Annotated in this window: 14 protein-coding genes and 1 pseudogene; 8 read left to right on the top strand and 7 right to left on the bottom strand. The window is 45.2% G+C overall.

The annotated features are described in order from the left end of the window. From AB6D93_RS15630 to AB6D93_RS15605, 6 genes are all read right to left on the bottom strand, one after another. Positions 1 to 2,451, bottom strand: coding sequence for a family 20 glycosylhydrolase (locus AB6D93_RS15630; protein WP_102333562.1), 2,451 nt, complete (start codon positions 2,449 to 2,451; stop codon positions 1 to 3). Between the two features lie 127 nt (positions 2,452 to 2,578). Continuing rightward, a complete protein-coding gene (locus AB6D93_RS15625) occupies positions 2,579 to 3,208 on the bottom strand; it encodes a bifunctional 4-hydroxy-2-oxoglutarate aldolase/2-dehydro-3-deoxy-phosphogluconate aldolase (RefSeq protein WP_017070148.1) in 630 nt (209 codons plus the stop codon). A gap of 20 nt (positions 3,209 to 3,228) precedes the next feature. Continuing rightward, positions 3,229 to 4,176, bottom strand: coding sequence for a sugar kinase (locus tag AB6D93_RS15620; protein WP_102333563.1), 948 nt, complete (start codon positions 4,174 to 4,176; stop codon positions 3,229 to 3,231). A gap of 92 nt (positions 4,177 to 4,268) precedes the next feature. Further along, positions 4,269 to 5,783 (bottom strand): sodium:solute symporter family protein, encoded by a 1,515-nt coding sequence (locus AB6D93_RS15615; RefSeq protein WP_048660497.1) that lies wholly within the window; start codon positions 5,781 to 5,783, stop codon positions 4,269 to 4,271. Between the two features lie 206 nt (positions 5,784 to 5,989). Continuing rightward, positions 5,990 to 6,382: a RidA family protein gene (locus tag AB6D93_RS15610; RefSeq protein WP_017065166.1), complete on the bottom strand. Its 393-nt coding sequence runs from the start codon at positions 6,380 to 6,382 to the stop codon at positions 5,990 to 5,992. A gap of 103 nt (positions 6,383 to 6,485) precedes the next feature. Continuing rightward, a complete protein-coding gene (locus AB6D93_RS15605) occupies positions 6,486 to 7,919 on the bottom strand; it encodes an amidohydrolase family protein (protein ID WP_102333564.1) in 1,434 nt (477 codons plus the stop codon). Positions 7,920 to 8,095: 176 nt separating this feature from the next. Between AB6D93_RS15605 and AB6D93_RS15600 the strand changes: the two genes are divergently transcribed. Both AB6D93_RS15600 and AB6D93_RS15595 read left to right on the top strand, forming a co-directional pair. Further along, a complete protein-coding gene (locus tag AB6D93_RS15600) occupies positions 8,096 to 9,370 on the top strand; it encodes an amino acid deaminase (protein ID WP_017065164.1) in 1,275 nt (424 codons plus the stop codon). 173 nt (positions 9,371 to 9,543) lie between these two features. Further along, entirely contained in the window at positions 9,544 to 10,407 is an 864-nt protein-coding gene (locus AB6D93_RS15595; RefSeq protein ID WP_017062019.1) for a MurR/RpiR family transcriptional regulator, read from the top strand. On the opposite strand, the gene AB6D93_RS15590 is transcribed toward AB6D93_RS15595, so the two are convergent. Then, positions 10,404 to 10,943 carry a hydrolase gene (locus tag AB6D93_RS15590; RefSeq protein ID WP_102333565.1) on the bottom strand — a complete coding sequence of 180 codons (540 nt, stop codon included), beginning with the start codon at positions 10,941 to 10,943 and terminating at the stop codon, positions 10,404 to 10,406. The genes AB6D93_RS15595 and AB6D93_RS15590 overlap by 4 nt on opposite strands. A 192-nt stretch (positions 10,944 to 11,135) precedes the next feature. Here AB6D93_RS15590 and AB6D93_RS15585 point away from each other — a divergent pair, with 192 nt between their 5' ends. From AB6D93_RS15585 to AB6D93_RS15560, 6 genes and pseudogenes are all read left to right on the top strand, one after another. Continuing rightward, positions 11,136 to 11,720 carry a porin family protein gene (locus AB6D93_RS15585; protein WP_102333566.1) on the top strand — a complete coding sequence of 195 codons (585 nt, stop codon included), beginning with the start codon at positions 11,136 to 11,138 and terminating at the stop codon, positions 11,718 to 11,720. Positions 11,721 to 11,951: 231 nt separating this feature from the next. After that, a complete protein-coding gene (locus AB6D93_RS15580; RefSeq protein WP_102333567.1) occupies positions 11,952 to 13,574 on the top strand; it encodes a phosphoethanolamine transferase in 1,623 nt (540 codons plus the stop codon). Positions 13,575 to 13,900: 326 nt separating this feature from the next. Beyond that, positions 13,901 to 14,836 carry a CorA family divalent cation transporter gene (locus AB6D93_RS15575; RefSeq protein ID WP_017062015.1) on the top strand — a complete coding sequence of 312 codons (936 nt, stop codon included), beginning with the start codon at positions 13,901 to 13,903 and terminating at the stop codon, positions 14,834 to 14,836. Beyond that, the gene (locus AB6D93_RS15570) at positions 14,836 to 15,411 is read left to right on the top strand and encodes a mechanosensitive ion channel family protein (protein ID WP_017070158.1); all 576 of its coding nucleotides are present in this window, start codon (positions 14,836 to 14,838) and stop codon (positions 15,409 to 15,411) included. Before AB6D93_RS15575 ends, AB6D93_RS15570 begins: the two co-directional genes overlap by 1 nt. An 18-nt stretch (positions 15,412 to 15,429) precedes the next feature. Further along, positions 15,430 to 15,629: pseudogene (locus AB6D93_RS15565) on the top strand (AraC family transcriptional regulator); the annotation flags it as partial. A 134-nt stretch (positions 15,630 to 15,763) separates the two neighbouring features. After that, entirely contained in the window at positions 15,764 to 16,396 is a 633-nt protein-coding gene (locus AB6D93_RS15560) for a triacylglycerol lipase (RefSeq protein WP_050647609.1), read from the top strand. The last annotated feature ends 119 nt before the right edge of the window (positions 16,397 to 16,515 follow it).

Genomic DNA, 16,515 nt, shown 5'->3' with positions numbered 1-16,515 from the left:
TTACTCAGCTAACTGCTTCAACAACAGTTCTGTTGGGCGCACAATCGCGATGATCGATTCATCGTAGATTTTCGCTGAATCAGACAGTATCGCTTGGTAGGCATTCACGTCAGCTTCTCTTACCTTCTCGCCAGCTTGCGCTTTAGCAATCAAAGTTAATGCTAAATCTGCAACTTCAACGGTTTTCTCTGCAACCACCACAGTCTCTACCGAAGACACGTTACCAGCGAAGACAGTTTCCGCCGCTAGTGCAGCTGATTTTGCTTGCTGATAATGCTCTGCAAGTTGCTCTAGCGCCTGCTGATTGCCTGTCGCCACTTCATTGACCAAGTCTTGCATCTCATACACCGCGTAGCTTTCTACTGGCAAAGCATCCACGAAGCGATTTAGGCGCTCGTATTGGCTGTACAAGGTGCCCTTAGGTTCAGTGGAGTTCCACTTTTCCCAGTTGCGAGCATAGTATTGAGCCGGCTCGGTGTATTTCGCTAGCACGCGCAGGTCGTGAATATCTTGGCCTTTGGCAATGCGCTTCAACAACATATCAGCATCTGCGTGATGACGTAGCCCTACCGATACTTCCGACCATGTATCCATTGCTTTCATGCGCTTATACATACTGCGTTCGTCTGTCAGTTCTGCATCCGACCAGAAACGTTCTGCAATTGCATAACTGCGAGGCCATAGGTAGTTTTCGACCGTGAGGCTGTCTTTGTTTTCTAGCCACATGGTGATCTCGCCGCCTAAAATCAGCTCTTTTTCTTTGTCGGTTAGCTCCGCGGGGTAGCCTCCGTTTGGCTCAGGGATCACGCTGCCTTCTACATCGCTGCTCGCAATCACTTCGCCTGTGGTTGGCCAGCGCACGTTACCAATTAACTGATAGCTGCCTTCCGCAAACCCATTTGGATTCAAGTTCAGGTTGAATTCGGTATACGACATGAAGTTATCGAAGTGGCCGACAAAGGTTTTACCCGGCACATAATCAAGGATGTAGATCTCTTCACGAGACTTACCGTTGTAATCACTGAACGCGCGGAAAGTACCGTCTTGCGCTTCAATGATAGTCAGGGTTCCCTTACGTGGGCTGCCTTTAGAGCGAGGCTTTTGCCATTGGTAAGTCACAAACTTCTCACCACTGTGCAGCTTATCGTCAACCGTGATGCCACTTGGCATTGGATCATTGCGATAGTGGTAACTGGTTGGCTGAGGTTGGTCTAGGTAGTAACCCGTAGACAGAATACCTGGGTAGCCCTCTTTCGCCGCACGACCGATACTGTCGTGTCCTTGCCAGCTTTGAATCACGATAGAAGTTGGCAGATCTTTATGCCAAATCTCATCCCAACCCGTCATCTTCTTGCCACGCTCTTCGAGCATCTTTTCAACTTTTACGTTGAGGTAAGACTGTAAGCCGCGCTCACCATCGATATTATTCTCTTCAATGAACTCTTGGTGCTTTTCGCTGTTTTTCCATTGCGCATAGTTCGGCTCATCGCCACCAATGTGGAAGTACTCGTCTGGGAACAGTTCTGTCACTTCATCAAACACGTCGCCCAGCATTTCATAGAGCTCTGGGTTAAGTGGGTCCATCAATGGCTCAAATACACCCCAGCCACGTTCTTGTTCGTAGCTTTGACCTTCACCACCCGACATCAAGCGTGGGTAAGCGTGCGCCACAGCAGAAGAGTGACCCGGAAGAGACACCTCTGCAATAACACGAATACCAAGATTACGAGCGTATTCCACTAAGTAACGGACTTGGTCTTTGGTGTAGTAGTTACCATCAGCGGTTTCAGACCACAAACGTGGCCAAGATTCCGTTTGAATGCGGATACCTTGATCGTCCCAGAAGTGCCAATGGAACACGTTCATTTTCGCAGAAGCCATCGCATCTAGCTGACGAATCAACACATCAAATTCAATGAAGTGACGCGAGGTATCGTAAGAGACTCCACGCCAACGAAAGCGGGGCTCATCAACAATGGTTACGGCAGGAATATGGTAGCCAGTTGCTGTGGTTTCAACGAGCTGTAAAAGGGTTTCGATGCCGTGAATAGCGCCATATGGGCTTGGTGCGCTCAGCGTGATTTGCTCACCCTGAGTCGTAATTTTGTAAGACTCTACAGAGTCGATGTTCTGTACTTCAGACTTTGGCGCCGCGTCGATATCAATGATCAGGTTCGCTTCGTCTGCGCTATCAACCTGCCAGTTTAGAATCGGCACGCCAGTTTGGCGCTCTAGGCGATCGATAAAGCGTTTCGCGGTGTATTCAACGCGATCAGAGTTAAAGCCTTTGATGTAAACCTTGAAGTTACCGTCGACCTTAACTTGCCCAGCTTGCAGCTCGACTGTTTGTGGATACGGCATTAAATTTAGATCGGTATTCGGAGCCATTGCTAACGCCATTGGGGACACTACTGAACTTGAAATCAATAGAGACAATATAGTTTTTTTCATTATTAGTTTTCCTATATAACGGGCGTTCTGTTTTGTTTATCGGAGGCAATTCACAAAACAGAACCATCAACCACTGCTGTTGTTTATCTTTATTTAAAACACTTATCTTTATTCCAAACGCTTCTCGTTAGTTCACAAGAGCGACCGCTTCTCGGACTAACTCCGCGATCTCGTCCCACTGTTCGTTCTCGATCATCTTCGGAGATACCATCCAAGTACCGCCACAGCACACCACGCGATCCACAGCTAGATAGTCATTAACGTTGTGTTTGCCGATACCACCAGTAGGCATTAGCGACACATCAACGTAAGGTGCGAGTAAAGATTTCACCATGTTGATGCCGCCAGACGCTTCTGCAGGGAAGAACTTCAAGAAGTTAAGACCAAGCTCTAGCGCTTGCTCTACTTGGCTTGGGTTGTTTACGCCCGGAACGATTGGCATGCCGATCTCTTGGCAGCGTTTTACGGTGTTTGGATTCAGGCCCGGTGCTACGATGAATTCGCTGCCCGCCTCTTTCGCAAGGTCGATCTGCGCTGGCGTTAATACTGTACCAGCACCGATACACATCTCTGGGTAGGCATCACGCATCGCACGAATCGAATCCGCTGCCGCTTCGGTACGGAACGTCACTTCTGCGACTGGCAGGCCGTTTTCTACTAACACTTTTGCTAGTGGAATCGCATGTTCCACCTTGTTGATTTGAATAACAGGGATAACTTTGAACTGCTTAAGTGTGTTGATCATTTCTTGAGACATAATAAATTCGCTTTGTTTTTCTATTTTTTAATTAAGTGATTCATAGCGCTTACCGGGATGATCGCGCCTGAGTATTGAATAACGGTAGAAGCCAGTTGGTGACCCAGTTCAGCTGCATCATTGGTGCTCTCACCTGTAAGACGCGCCGCCAGATAACCCGCAGCGAAGGAGTCACCTGCTGCGCAGGTGTCGACCACGTTAGAAACACGAGTCGCGGATACATAACTCTCAACAACATCGCCTTGTTCAACTTGAACAATCTTGCATGGCTCACAGCCACGTTTGATGACGATCTCTTGGCAGCCTAAGCGAAGGCAGCGTTGTTGAACGCTCTCGCCATTGCCCCAAACCAGCAGGTCGTCGTCTTCGGTAATCAGTGCAATGTCGACCAATGGTAGTAACTTGGCGTACCAATGCTGAGCTTGTTCAGTCGTCCAAAGTTGCGGGCGATAGTTGTTATCAAAAATCAGCTTTCCGCCTTGATTTGAGAACACACCAATGGCTTTCAACAGACGTTCACGTGAGGCGTCATCTAAAATCGCGATACTGATACCGCTGATGTAAACCGCATCGACTTGTTTCTCGGTCAGGGCGATTTCAAGCTTATTCAGATCACTAGCTTGAAAGTAAGATTTGACTGCCGCGTCGTTGCGCCAGTAATGAAAGTGTCGCTCGCCTGTCTCGTCGGTTTCAACCATGTAGAGTCCAGGAAGCTTGTTCGCAATGCGTTCGACGAAATTGGTTTGAATGCCTTCTAGTTGCCAGCTATCAATCATATTTTGAGACAGCTCATCACTGCCAAGCCCTGTCGCATAGTGCACAGAGAGGTTTTGATGTTGAGTTAAGCGAGAAAGGTAAAGTGCGGTATTAAGTGTGTCACCGCCAAACTTTTTGGTTAATGGAGAGCCGCTGATTTCGACCATACATTCGCCGAAGAAAGCAATATTGAACAGAGAAGATGCCGACATAGCCGCTCCTAAAAATAGAGATAATTGACTTTAGAAAAGGCCCTACCGTTAAGCAGGGCCTGAATTAAGCAAACCAGTTGTGGAGACTAGGTTTAGCTTGTTTGATTTGCAGGACGTTGAGGTGCCGCTTCTTCTTCAAGTACGCCAGTCTCAGACATTTCCATCTCCATCAGAGCACGCTCGTCATCAAGAATCGCTTTTGCCATTTCAGGTGTTACTTGGTTAGCCGGAGTCACTAGGCTCACAACCACACCTGCCGTTAGAGCAAACAGACATGATGGGATAACTGGGTTGCCCCAGAAGGCTGTGTAGTCAGCGTTTAACATTACTACGAATGAAGCTACAGAAGCACCCGCTAGTGTTGCAAGCGCACCTTGCCAGTTGTAGCGTTTCCAGAATTTACCCAACATACCGCACACAAACATGCCCGACATAACCGTTGAAATCATCTTAGTGATGTAGCCAATGATGTCGTTTGACGTCAGTGCGAACAGTAGTGCGAAGCCAATCACCACAACCAAAGCTAGACGAGAGTAGTTCAACATTGATTCTTTGTTTGGTACGCGGCCTGTGAACATCACGTACACGTCACGCAGTAGGATAGATACACCGGCAATCGCATCTGAGCTTGCACTCGACATGGTTGCAGATAGACCTGCGATAAGAACAATCATGCCTACGCCAACTGGAAGAACCGTTGCAGCTACGTATGGGAACGAGTAGTTCGGGTTATCCAATGATGGGTCGATTGCGTGCGCAGCCATACCAATGATTGCTGGAATAATAGAGAAGAAAAGGTACAACACACCAGAAGCGACAAATGAGCGACGGATAGTTGAAACATCTTTACCAGAGTAGATACGCTGACGGAATGAAGGTGTTGCAAGTACGCCCACACCGATAACCACAGCCAGAGAAACAGCAGGCAGAATGCCCAGTTTATCGATTGCTAAAAAGCTTGTAGCAGCAGGGTCCATCGCAGCGTAAAGGTTATCCATGCCACCAATGTGATCAACAGACATTACCGCCATTAGGATGAAGCCAGCAAAAAGGATGATTGCTTGAATCGTATCGGTCCATACAACTGCTGTGTAACCACCGATAACAACGTAGATAGTGAAAGCTGCAGCAATAATAATTTTCGCAAGGTTAAGGTCGATGTCTGCAATCCACGCTAGGTACATGCCGCCACCTAGAATGTGCGCACCTAACCAACCGATTGACGCGATAAAGATAAGTAGGCCAACCACGTTTTTTACGATTCGGTTAGCGCCAACGTAATAAGCCAGCTCTTCACTCATGGTCATGAAGTTCAGTTTACGAACCGGAGCAAACCAAAGTGCAAGCAATAGGATGCCCACAGCACCGCCAATTCCGTACAGAGCACCTGCCCAGCCATTTGCGTAGCCGAAGCCAACCGCGCCCATACTTGAACCCGTGCCGACCATAGTCGCAACCGTTGTACCAAGTACTAAGAATAATGGCAGGCCACGGCCGCCTAATAAGAAATCTTCGCCAGATTTTTGATTACGCGAGACAAACCAGCCTAACCAAATTAGAAAACATACGTACACGCCGAAGCCTGTAAGAAAAAGTGTGCTGTTCATTTGACACCTCTCAGTGAAATATTGAGTTCATTCTTGAACTTTATTTATGATTCATTCATTTTTATATTTCATATAATTACTTTATTGATTTTATCTATTTTAATTAAAGTAATTTTTATAAATGTAGGGTGAGAGTATTAAAGGATAATAACAGGGATGACTAACCCCTAATACTCTCTAAGTAGGTAATTGTGATTAGGTTATTACTAAACGCGATCCGCGCGGTAGCAAGTCACATCTACTTCAACCTTCACGTCTACCACTAGGTCACAGACCATGCAGATACGAGCCGGTGGGTTAGCACCGAAGAACTCTTTGAATACCTTATTAAAAGATTGGAAGTAACGAGAATCCGTTAGCACAACCTTTACGTGCATTACGTCTTCTAGGCCGTAGCCCGCTTCAGTCATGATATCGACACAGTTTTGGATCGCTAGGCGAGACTGGTCAACAATGCCACCCTCTACCACTTCACCATCTGTCATCGGTGTCTGGCCAGAAACGTATAGGAAACCACCCGCTTCAGTTGCGCGTGCAAATGGTAAATGTTGTCCGCCTGTACCTGTACCGCCTTCAACACCGTAACGTTTAATAGTCATTTTTTAACTCCACTTCTTTATAGATAATATTGGTTCTGTTCCAATATATTTAAATTAATTCGTCGTTTTCTTATTACTGTATATTTAATAAAATAATTAAATTCTAATTACGGTAAATAAAAACGCCTGAACGATTATTTTTTACTTTTCCTTTTTGGTAAGTTAACTCACCATTTACAAATACACTTTCGATTCCCTCAGCAACTGAAATAGGGTTTTCAAATGTTGCTGTGTCTTTAATATTCTTTGGATCAAATAAAACTAAATCGGCAAATGCGTCTTGGCGAATCTCACCTCTTCCCGCGAGGTTGTAGCGCTTCGCAGACATTCCGGTCATTTTGTGAATCGCTTCTGGCAGCGCAAACAGTTTTTCATCTCGGCAGTAGTGGCCTAAGACTTTCGGGAAAGTGCCCCACAATCTTGGATGTGGATGCGGGTCATTTGGTAAACCATCAGAACCAACCATGGTCAGCTTGTATTTCAATACGCGCTTTACGTCGTTCTCATCCATGCAGTGGTAAACCGCACCGGCTGGTTGAAGCGCTTTTGCTGCGTCCATCAGTGGTAGGTTCATCTCATCAGCAATCTGCTTAAGCGTTTTGCCTGCATGTTCAGGCTTTGCTTTAGACCAAGTGATGAAGATGTCGAAATCGTCTGTCACCTGTTTCAGATCTAATGTCGAAGAGCTCGCTGAGTATGGATAGCAGTCGCAAGACACATCTTGGTGCTCTGAAACCTTGTCCATCAAATCAAGCACTTCAACAGTTCTGCCCCAGTTGCCTGCACCTGCACATTTAAGGTGAGAGATAACAACGGGTACTTTCGCGTATTGCCCGGTCTCAAACGCTTCTTCCATCGCGCTTAAGATCTCTTCGAATTCAGTACGCATATGCGTGGTATAGATACCGCCATGACTAGACAGCACTTTCGCTAACTGCATCACCTCATTCGCATTGGCTTGCTTCGCACTTGCGTAAGCCAAACCAGAACTCAAGCCTAATGCGCCCTGCTCCATTGCTAAATCAAGGTTGCTTTGCATTGCTGCAATTTCTTCTTCGCTTGCGGTGCGTTGTAGGTCGTCCATCACTTGGTTACGCAGTGTGGTGTGGCCAACTAACGCTGCTACGTTCACCGCTGGTTGCGCTTGCTCTACCGCTTGTGCATACGCCGCAAAAGTTGGGTATTTAAAATCAGCCTTCGCACCTAAAAGATTCATTGGGTCAGGTGGATCGCCAGCCAAAACCGTTGGCGATGCGCTGATGCCACAGTTGCCAACAATCACGGTTGTCACACCTTGGCTGACCTTAGGTAGGCAGTCTGGGTAACGAATTACGTTGGTATCGTCATGTGTATGTACATCGATAAATCCAGGAGCCAATGCTAAGCCTGCTCCCTCAACCAACTGGCCACAATCTTCGTGATCGATTTGACCAATTTCGGCGATTTTTCCATCAAGGATTGCTACATCGGCACAAAACGATTGTTCGCCGGTGCCGTCAAACACCTCTACATTTTTGATTATCGTATCGAACAACATTTTTCACTCTCTCAATCCACTGTGTTGATGGAGCTATATTAGAAATCCAGCCGATTATTTTCAGTGACAAAACACACATAATATTTTAATTTGTGTGATAGTTTCTATCACAAAACACATTATAGATATATTTAAACATTAAATAACAACCACTTAAATCATGTTAGGAATCAGCAATGAAACATAACCCTGCACAAAAAGATGTTATAAAGTATCAAAAAGATAGTTTCATCTTGACTGAAAAAGGCCAAAAAGGGAGAGCAGTATCACAATCTGAGAACGGTGTTTATCGACTGGTTGATGAAGACATTTCGCTTCCGGTAGCAATTATCAAACAATCAGCGTTGACCAATAACCTGAATTGGATGCAATCATTCGCCGATCATCATCAGGTTAAATTGTCGCCACATGGCAAAACATCGATGACGCCTGATTTCTTCCGTCAACAGCTAGAAAATGGCGCTTGGGGAATTACCGTTGCGACACCTGCACAAGCAGAAATTGCAGCAATGGCAGGCGCAAAAAGAATCATCATGGCTAACCAATTGGTAGGTAAAACCAACATGGCGATCATCGAACAGCTTATTAGTGAGTTCGACGTTGATTTCTATTGCTGTGTGGATTCATCGGTAAACGTGCAGCAACTCAACCAATACTTCGCCAACAAAAAGCAGACGCTAAAAGCTCTAATCGAGTTTGGTGTTCCGGGTGGCCGTTGTGGTTGTCGTTCACCTCAAGAAGTTTTAGAACTGGCTCAAACCATTCAAGATACGCCTGCACTTTCGCTAGCGGGTATTGAGGTGTATGAGGGCGTGATTCATGGCGACAATGCCGAGCAAGACATTCGTACCTTCTTAAACCAAGCGCTGACCTCGGTCGAAAGCCTCGCATCAGATGGCCTAATTGCAGGGCAACCTATCATCACTGGTGCAGGTTCGGCTTGGTATGACGTGGTTGCAGAATGTTTAGCGAACCTAACCGATTACTTGGCGATCATCCGCCCGGGCTGTTACGCGATTCACGACACAGGTATCTACCTAGACGCTCAAAGCAAGGTGTTGCAGCGTGCTCAAGTAAACCAAGGTTACGCGTGCGAATTGGGTGGAGATCTCGAATCGGCACTTGAGGTATGGGCGTATGTAATCTCTCGCCCAGAGCCGACCAAACTAGTTGTTGGGCTAGGCAAGCGTGATGTGGCCTTTGATGCGGGGTTACCTATTGCCGAACGCGGCTATCGCAATGGCGAAGCTATCTCTGTGAAAGGGCTGACTGCGACCGCCGTGATGGATCAGCATACCTTTGTTGAAACGGACGGCTCTTCTGAAATTGAAGTGGGCGACATGATTGCATTCTCAACCTCACACCCGTGTTTAACCTTCGATAAGTGGCGCTACATTGCCATCAGCGATGACGACCATCAGGTAACAAACTGGGTGGAAACCTGCTTCTAGTTCGATTTTTCAATAAGCTAGAATCAGCGAAGCAATAAGATATACTAACGGGGCTAAGGCTTAGTTTTTAATGGATTAGTGCTCATAAAAAGCTAAAGAGCTTGCTTCTTACGAGCTAGATTCTTAATAACTAGGTAATAACGATTAGCCCCATCAACAAAGGATCAGGATTCTTGAGTTTAGAAGTAGATATCATTTCACAGATAACGGAGCGTTTTCCCGCTCTTCGTGATGCAGAGAAAAAAGTCGCTAAGCTGATCATGGACGACATTGATTTTGCTGCCAATGCCAGCATCACAGAGCTTGCTGAAAGCGCTCAAGTGAGTGAAGCCACCATTACACGTTTTGCTAAAGCGATCGGTTGCAGCAACGTACGTGATATGAAGATTAAGTTGGCTCAGACGCTAACCGTTGGCCAGCGCTTTATCCTCGAACCGGTTGACCAAACGGGTTATCAAGGTATCTACGAATCGATCAAGCAAAGCCTAGACATCAACCGCACCTTGTTCAAAGAGCAAGACGTTGAAACCGCAGTCAGCTGGCTGCATAACGCCAGACAGATCATTGCTATTGGTATGGGTGGTGGTTCAACCATTGCTTCTCAAGAGCTGCAACATCGACTGTTTCGTTTAGGCTACCCAGTGGTGTCGTACAACGATGGCTTGATGTCACGTATGGTTGCTGCCACGGCAGATGCTAATGACGTAATGGTGATGATCTCTGCGACTGGCTTTACACCAGTGATCACAGAAACGGCAGAGCTGGCTAAGCAGTACGGACTTAAGATCATTGCGATTACCCCACAAGATACACCGCTAGCAAAAATTGCCGATATCTTGTTACCCATCAAGCATATGGAAACCGACTTCATCTACAAGCCGTCGGCTTCTCGCTACGCTATGTTGGCGTTAGTGGATGTGCTTTCTATGGGAATCGCAGTCAATCACAAGAACCGCTCGCGCGACAAACTGCGTCGCTTGAAAGTTGCGCTCGATTCTTACCGAGGCGGTGGCGATAGACAGCCTCTCGGTGATTAACGAATCAAGGATAGAATGAGCTTAAATTCACGCGCGCGGCAGTCTTTCACAAGCTCGTATAAGCTCATTTCTAATCCTGTGATTTGGATACCAGCATCCATTAGTCGACGGATTGCCAGATCTTTGTTGAGTGCCGTTCGTGAGCTAACACAGTCGCCAACTACCTGAACCTTGTACCCAAGTTCCAACAACCCCATTGCGGTTTGATAAACACAAATATGAGCCTCAATACCACACACTAACCAAGTCTCTACATCCTTGGCTTGAACCGCCTCAACAAACTTGGGCTCATCACACGCGTTAAACGTGAATTTAGGTATTGGTTTAACATCACTCAAAAGCTCATTGAGTTCATCAACCGTCGCACCTAGCTTCTCTGGATTCTGCTCCAAACGAATAATTGGCAGACCCAAAACCTGTGCGCCCTTAATCAACTTTCCACAGTTAGAAATAAGTGTCTCATTCTCATCAACAAGGCGTGCAAGCTTGCCTTGTACGTCCACAACCACCAAACCTGTGTTTTGTTTCGTTAGCATGTTTATTCCTTGTTTTAAACAGCCTGACTCACTAAGCAACCTGATGTGTATTTTTTCTACTATGTAACGATTCAGCTTACAAAGCCATACAGTAATACATACAAGACTACGGAATAATACTCACCAACGGTCGAAAGGTCGCAAAATAAAAATTATTGATACTGGCATGACATTTAAGAGTGAGTAACAAAGATGAACAAGATAACGAAATCAGCATTAGCACTGGGTTTAATCAGCGCAGTTTCTCTTCCAGCTTTAGCAGCAGGTACTGACGGCGGTGCGTACATTGGTGGCGGACTTAGTGTCTACCAAGATTCTGACACAGACGGTCACGGTAGCTTAGATTCAGATGGCATGGGCTACAACCTATACGGCGGCTACCAATTCAACCGTATCGTAGGTGTTGAACTTGGCTACACAGATTACGCAAACTACAAAAATAGCGCTGAAAAGCTGTCTCCGACGTCTGTTTCTTTGTCAGCAAATCTTGGTTACACATTCGACAACACAATCCGCCCATTCGTATTGGCTGGTTTAAGCTCTGTTGACCTAAACGCAAATAAGAGTGCTGGTTACGCTGATGACAGCGGTACGGGTTTCCACTTTGGTGTAGGTGTTGAATACACGCCAATCGAACACCTAACGCTACGCTTAATCTCGCAAGCGGATGCAGTGAGCGTAGACGACACAGTCCAATTTGGTAACTCTCAAATATCAGCTGGTGACCACACGCTTGCCTTCAAAAGCATTAGCTTCGGTGGTTCATACAACTTCTAATGTGATTGAACCACATAGAATAAGCTGAACATACTAATTCACTTTGCTGTTCCACCTTGTCATGAAGGTCACTCAGTAAAGTAAATTTTTTGTATCTACACACCTTAGCGTCATTTCACTTTAGCCAGTTTATCGCTCACCATCACTGATTGAGCTTTATGCGTTGATATTAGAGCTTTCTTGGTAGCGAGACTAAAATAAAGGGATAAGTGACACAGGAAGACAAGACCTATGAATCTACCACGCTTAAACATGTCGATAAACAAACTCCCTTTCGTTTTGGCAGTGTATTACCTGCTTGTCATTAACTTGCCTATCTCACGCGAACTGTTCAATATTCTTAGTGCCTCACAAGCCGAAAGCATTGGGTTTATCATCTCGATCCCATTTTTCTTTCTCGCCGCATTCAACTTTATCTTTCAAGTATTCAACTGGCCGATATTCGCCAAAGCTTTTTTTATCTTGTTACTACTTACTTCCTCTTTAGTCAGCTACAGCATGTTCAACTACGGCATTTTCGTAGACTATGGAATGATAGAAAACGTCTTCGAAACCAACAGCGGAGAAGCCGCTAGCTACCTAAGCAGCTATTCTATTTTATGGTTTGTTCTGATGGGAGGAGTCCCGTCACTGCTGCTTTTATTTACGGATCTTGAAAGAGAATCTTGGAGAGATTTTGCGATTTGGAAGTCGATAGGGCTGCTGTCTTCGTTGATCGTCATTGCCATCATTGCCGGGTTGTTTTACAAAGATTATGTGTCGATTGGTCGTAATAACTCTCATCTTAAAAAGATGATCATTCCGACCGAATACGTAGCTTCAACAGTCAAATACATCAATAACACCTACATCAAACAGCCCATCCCCTATCAAGAATTGGGATTAGATGCTCAACTCAAGCCACAAGCAAAAGCGGCAACCAAACCGACCTTATTGGTGTTTGTTCTTGGTGAAACAGCACGTGTATATAACTACCAATATTATGGCTATGAGAAAGAAACCAATGCTCATACCAAACCCTATAATCCGATCTTTTTCTCTGATGTTCAGTCATGCGGAACAGCCACTGCGGTTTCTGTGCCGTGTATGTTTTCTAACATGAACCGAAGCAACTACGATCGCGACAAAGCCTACAACCAAGATAACGTAGTCGACATTATGAACCGCGCGGGCATTCACTCTATCTGGCGAGAGCACGATGGTGGAGACAAGGCGGTCGCACATCGAATCAAAGAGATGACTCTCGTCGCCAAAGACAGCGACCCGCTGTGTAATAAAGATGTGTGCTATGACACAGCCATGCTAGAGAACTTCGAACAAGATACTCAAGTTCTTAAACAAGATAGCATCATTTTCTATCATATCTCCGGATCTCACGGCCCAACTTACTTTGAGCGATACCCAGAAGATCATAAGAAGTTTGTGCCAGACTGCCCACGTTCTGATATCGAAAACTGCACCAAAGAGCAAGTGGTCAACACCTACGACAACACCATCTTGTACACAGATTTCTTTCTATCACAGGCTATTCAGAAGCTAGAGAAACTCACCGATAAGTACAATGTTGCGCTGATGTACATTTCCGATCACGGAGAATCATTGGGAGAAAATGGCGTCTACTTACACGGCATGCCTTATTCATTGGCACCGAAAGAGCAAACCCATGTGCCTATGATAATGTGGATGTCTGATGGTTTCGCCGAGCAGAAAGGGATAAACCAAACCTGCTTAAGAAAGGCGGGGAAAGAGCAGAGCTTTTCTCACGATAACCTGTTCGACTCCTTGCTTGGCCTAATGGACGTGCAAACCAAAGAATACCGAGAGAACCAAGACATTTTTGCTTCTTGTCGCTAGTGCTTTTGCTTATGTAAACCATCGGAAAACTCGAGTTGCCTGAGCAAGCTCTCCGCAACCTCCCCTAAAAAGAAAAGACCTCGGTCTTTTCTTTTTTTCGTCGCTAACATGGAGCCAGAGTGCTAATTTATAACGACGAAACAATGAGCTACATTTAATAGAGACAATAATGGAAGAGTCCGTCGTACTCCAAAGACCAACATGTCTTATTAGACTTCATCTCACTCACATCGCTCATTGAACTTACCACGATTAAGCTCAGTTCAATACCGCGCCTGAATGGCGCATAATATCAATGTTTACGTCATATCATTAAGGACAAATGAATGGACGCTTTCATAATTTCAAGCTGGCAATTTTCTGAGGGGGTGGCACATGAACACACCACCAGCCCAGCCTCATTCGAGCAATCAACTTGGTATCACTGCCAAAGAGATGCTGACGGTTTGAGAGAATGGCTCCACAGTAATACGGTTCCAAATGCCATCATCGATTCATTACTCACCGATGACACCCGCCCTCGGTTCGAACAATTTGGCCACGACTGTTTTTTGATGATTCTGCGAGGCATTAATCTAAACGAAGGTGCTAACCCTGACGACATGCTTAGCCTACGCATCTTATGGTACAAAGGCACTTTAATATCGACACGTAAAGTTCCTTCAAAAGCGGTCAGTAATCTGATATCTGATCTCAAACAAAACCAAGGCCCTACATCATTACCTGATGTGTTGTTGGGCATGATCCGTGGAATCAACCACAGCATTTCAACCTTCCTAGCACCCGTCGAACTATTAATTGACGAGTTAGAATCTACATCCAATATCGACATAAGATCCATTAACGCTCTACATTCAAGGCTACTCAGACTAAGGCGTTATTTGAAGCCACAGAAATACGTTTTTGAAGATTTAATGAGTGACCTACCTGCGCCATTGAGTAAGCACAACAGTCATATAAAGAACAGCCTTGATACCATCCTGAGAATTAACGAGTCTGTTGAGTTTTACATCGAACAAATTAATGTATTTTTAGCGAGCCTAAGTCAGCAACAAGCTGAAAAAATGAATAGAAATACGTACCTATTTTCTATCATTGCAGGTATTTTCCTCCCTGCTGGGTTTTTCACCGGTTTACTGGGTGTCAATATCGCTGGGATACCCGGAACAGATAACCCGATAGCATTTCCACTATTTTGCGTTGGGCTGCTCGTGGTCATAGCGGCAGAGGTCGTTATTTTGAAAAAATTGAGGTTTATTTAATGGTTGAGTTTTTGCAATCCAATATGTGGCTTAGACAAGTAGTTTTAGGTTTACTTCTTATCACTGTGTATTGGGTGATCAAACGCTTAGGTAAGAACTGGATAGAAACATTAGCGGAAAATAAGCGTGTCGAATTGAAGCGAAAGCAGTTCGTGATTAAGTGTTTCAATATTGTTCTGTTTCTACTCTTCATCGCTGTGTTTACGATTGTTCTTAACTTGGGTTTTGGTGATATTTCTCTGTTCTTGTCTTCGATATTTGCGGTGCTGGGTGTCGCTTTATTCGCGCAATGGTCGATTCTAAGTAACCTCACAGCCAGCGTACTAATATTTTTCGTCTTCCCTTATCGCATTGGCGACAGAGTAAGAGTCGCGGAGAAAGACGAAGACATCAGCGGTGTGATCATCGATATCACCATGTTCCATGTTATTCTTCGACACAGTTCGGGCAACATTATCACCTACCCTAATAACCTGATCCTACAAAAAGGCGTAATCAAAGTTTTGGTTGAACCGGAAGCAAAAAGTGAAGCAGGTGATACTGAGCTAACCAAAACTGAAAATTCAGAATCATAAGATCTACTGGTGCCTTAGATATCGGCAAGTCAAACAGATAGACACAGCGAACTGATTCGTAAGATATTAAAAGAGCTTAGTTCGACATGGATTGCAAAACTTGGCGATAAAGGACATTAGAGAGAAGCTTCAATAAGGTAAAAAGTCTAACACCCAATACTTACGCCAAACAAGGCGGATTAACCATAGATGTGTATGGTGGAGTGAGATCTGACTAACCCACCTTTTCTCTATGACGAACGCACTGTTTATAACGTACACCTCTGTCTTTTGTGCCCCATTCACAGCAAGTTTTGTTGAGTTTAGAATTGCGACTCCATATACTGAAAACACCATCAGACGGAGGACAAAAATGAATAATAAAAACAAACATATAGTTTTAATTCATGGTCTATATATGCCTGCGTTGATCATGCAGTATCTGGATAGAAACTTCAAAAAACGCGGCTTTACAACGCACAAGTTTGCCTACAACTCGCTGCGTTTCCCTTCTGCAGCCAAACGCCTCAATCGCTTCGTAAATGCTCGCTTTAATGAGTACGATGAGGTCTATTTTTTTGGTCACTCACTCGGTGGCTTACTCATTCGTCACTACTTTAAGTTTTATCAGCCCAATTTTGCCGACACCTGCATTATTACCGCAGGGACGCCGCACAATGGGGCAACTATCGCCAAAACACTGTCGAATCATGGGCTTGGTTTTATATTTGGTTCGAGCAAAATGATCTTAAGCGATGGCCTGGGTGACTACGATATTGATGTGCCGATTGGCGTGATTACAGGTACCTACGACGCCGGAGTCGGACGTATTGTTCTGGGAAGAAACCCGGGCGATGGCACAGTCACACTCGAAGACGCCAACCTGAGAGGAGCAACGGATACTTACGCCCTCAAACTCAACCACACGGCGCTCGTCTACTCCAAAGAAGTCGTAACACTGTCGGCTCAGTTCATCGAACACAGAGCTTTTAAGGACGCTTCATAGCTTATTTCCATTAGCTTTTGCGCGTTGACTCCTGTATCGAGCTCTGTTCTCTTATATGTGAAAGACAAAAACAAAAATACCACTCTGCGATAAGAGTGGTATTCAAAGATTCATTACTG

Source organism: Vibrio sp. 10N.247.310.23 (assembly GCF_041467155.1).
In the GTDB taxonomy this organism is placed as follows: domain Bacteria; phylum Pseudomonadota; class Gammaproteobacteria; order Enterobacterales; family Vibrionaceae; genus Vibrio; species Vibrio crassostreae_C.
The sequence above is the reverse complement of the archived record's forward strand: the minus strand, read 5'-3'. Positions and strand labels throughout refer to the sequence as shown.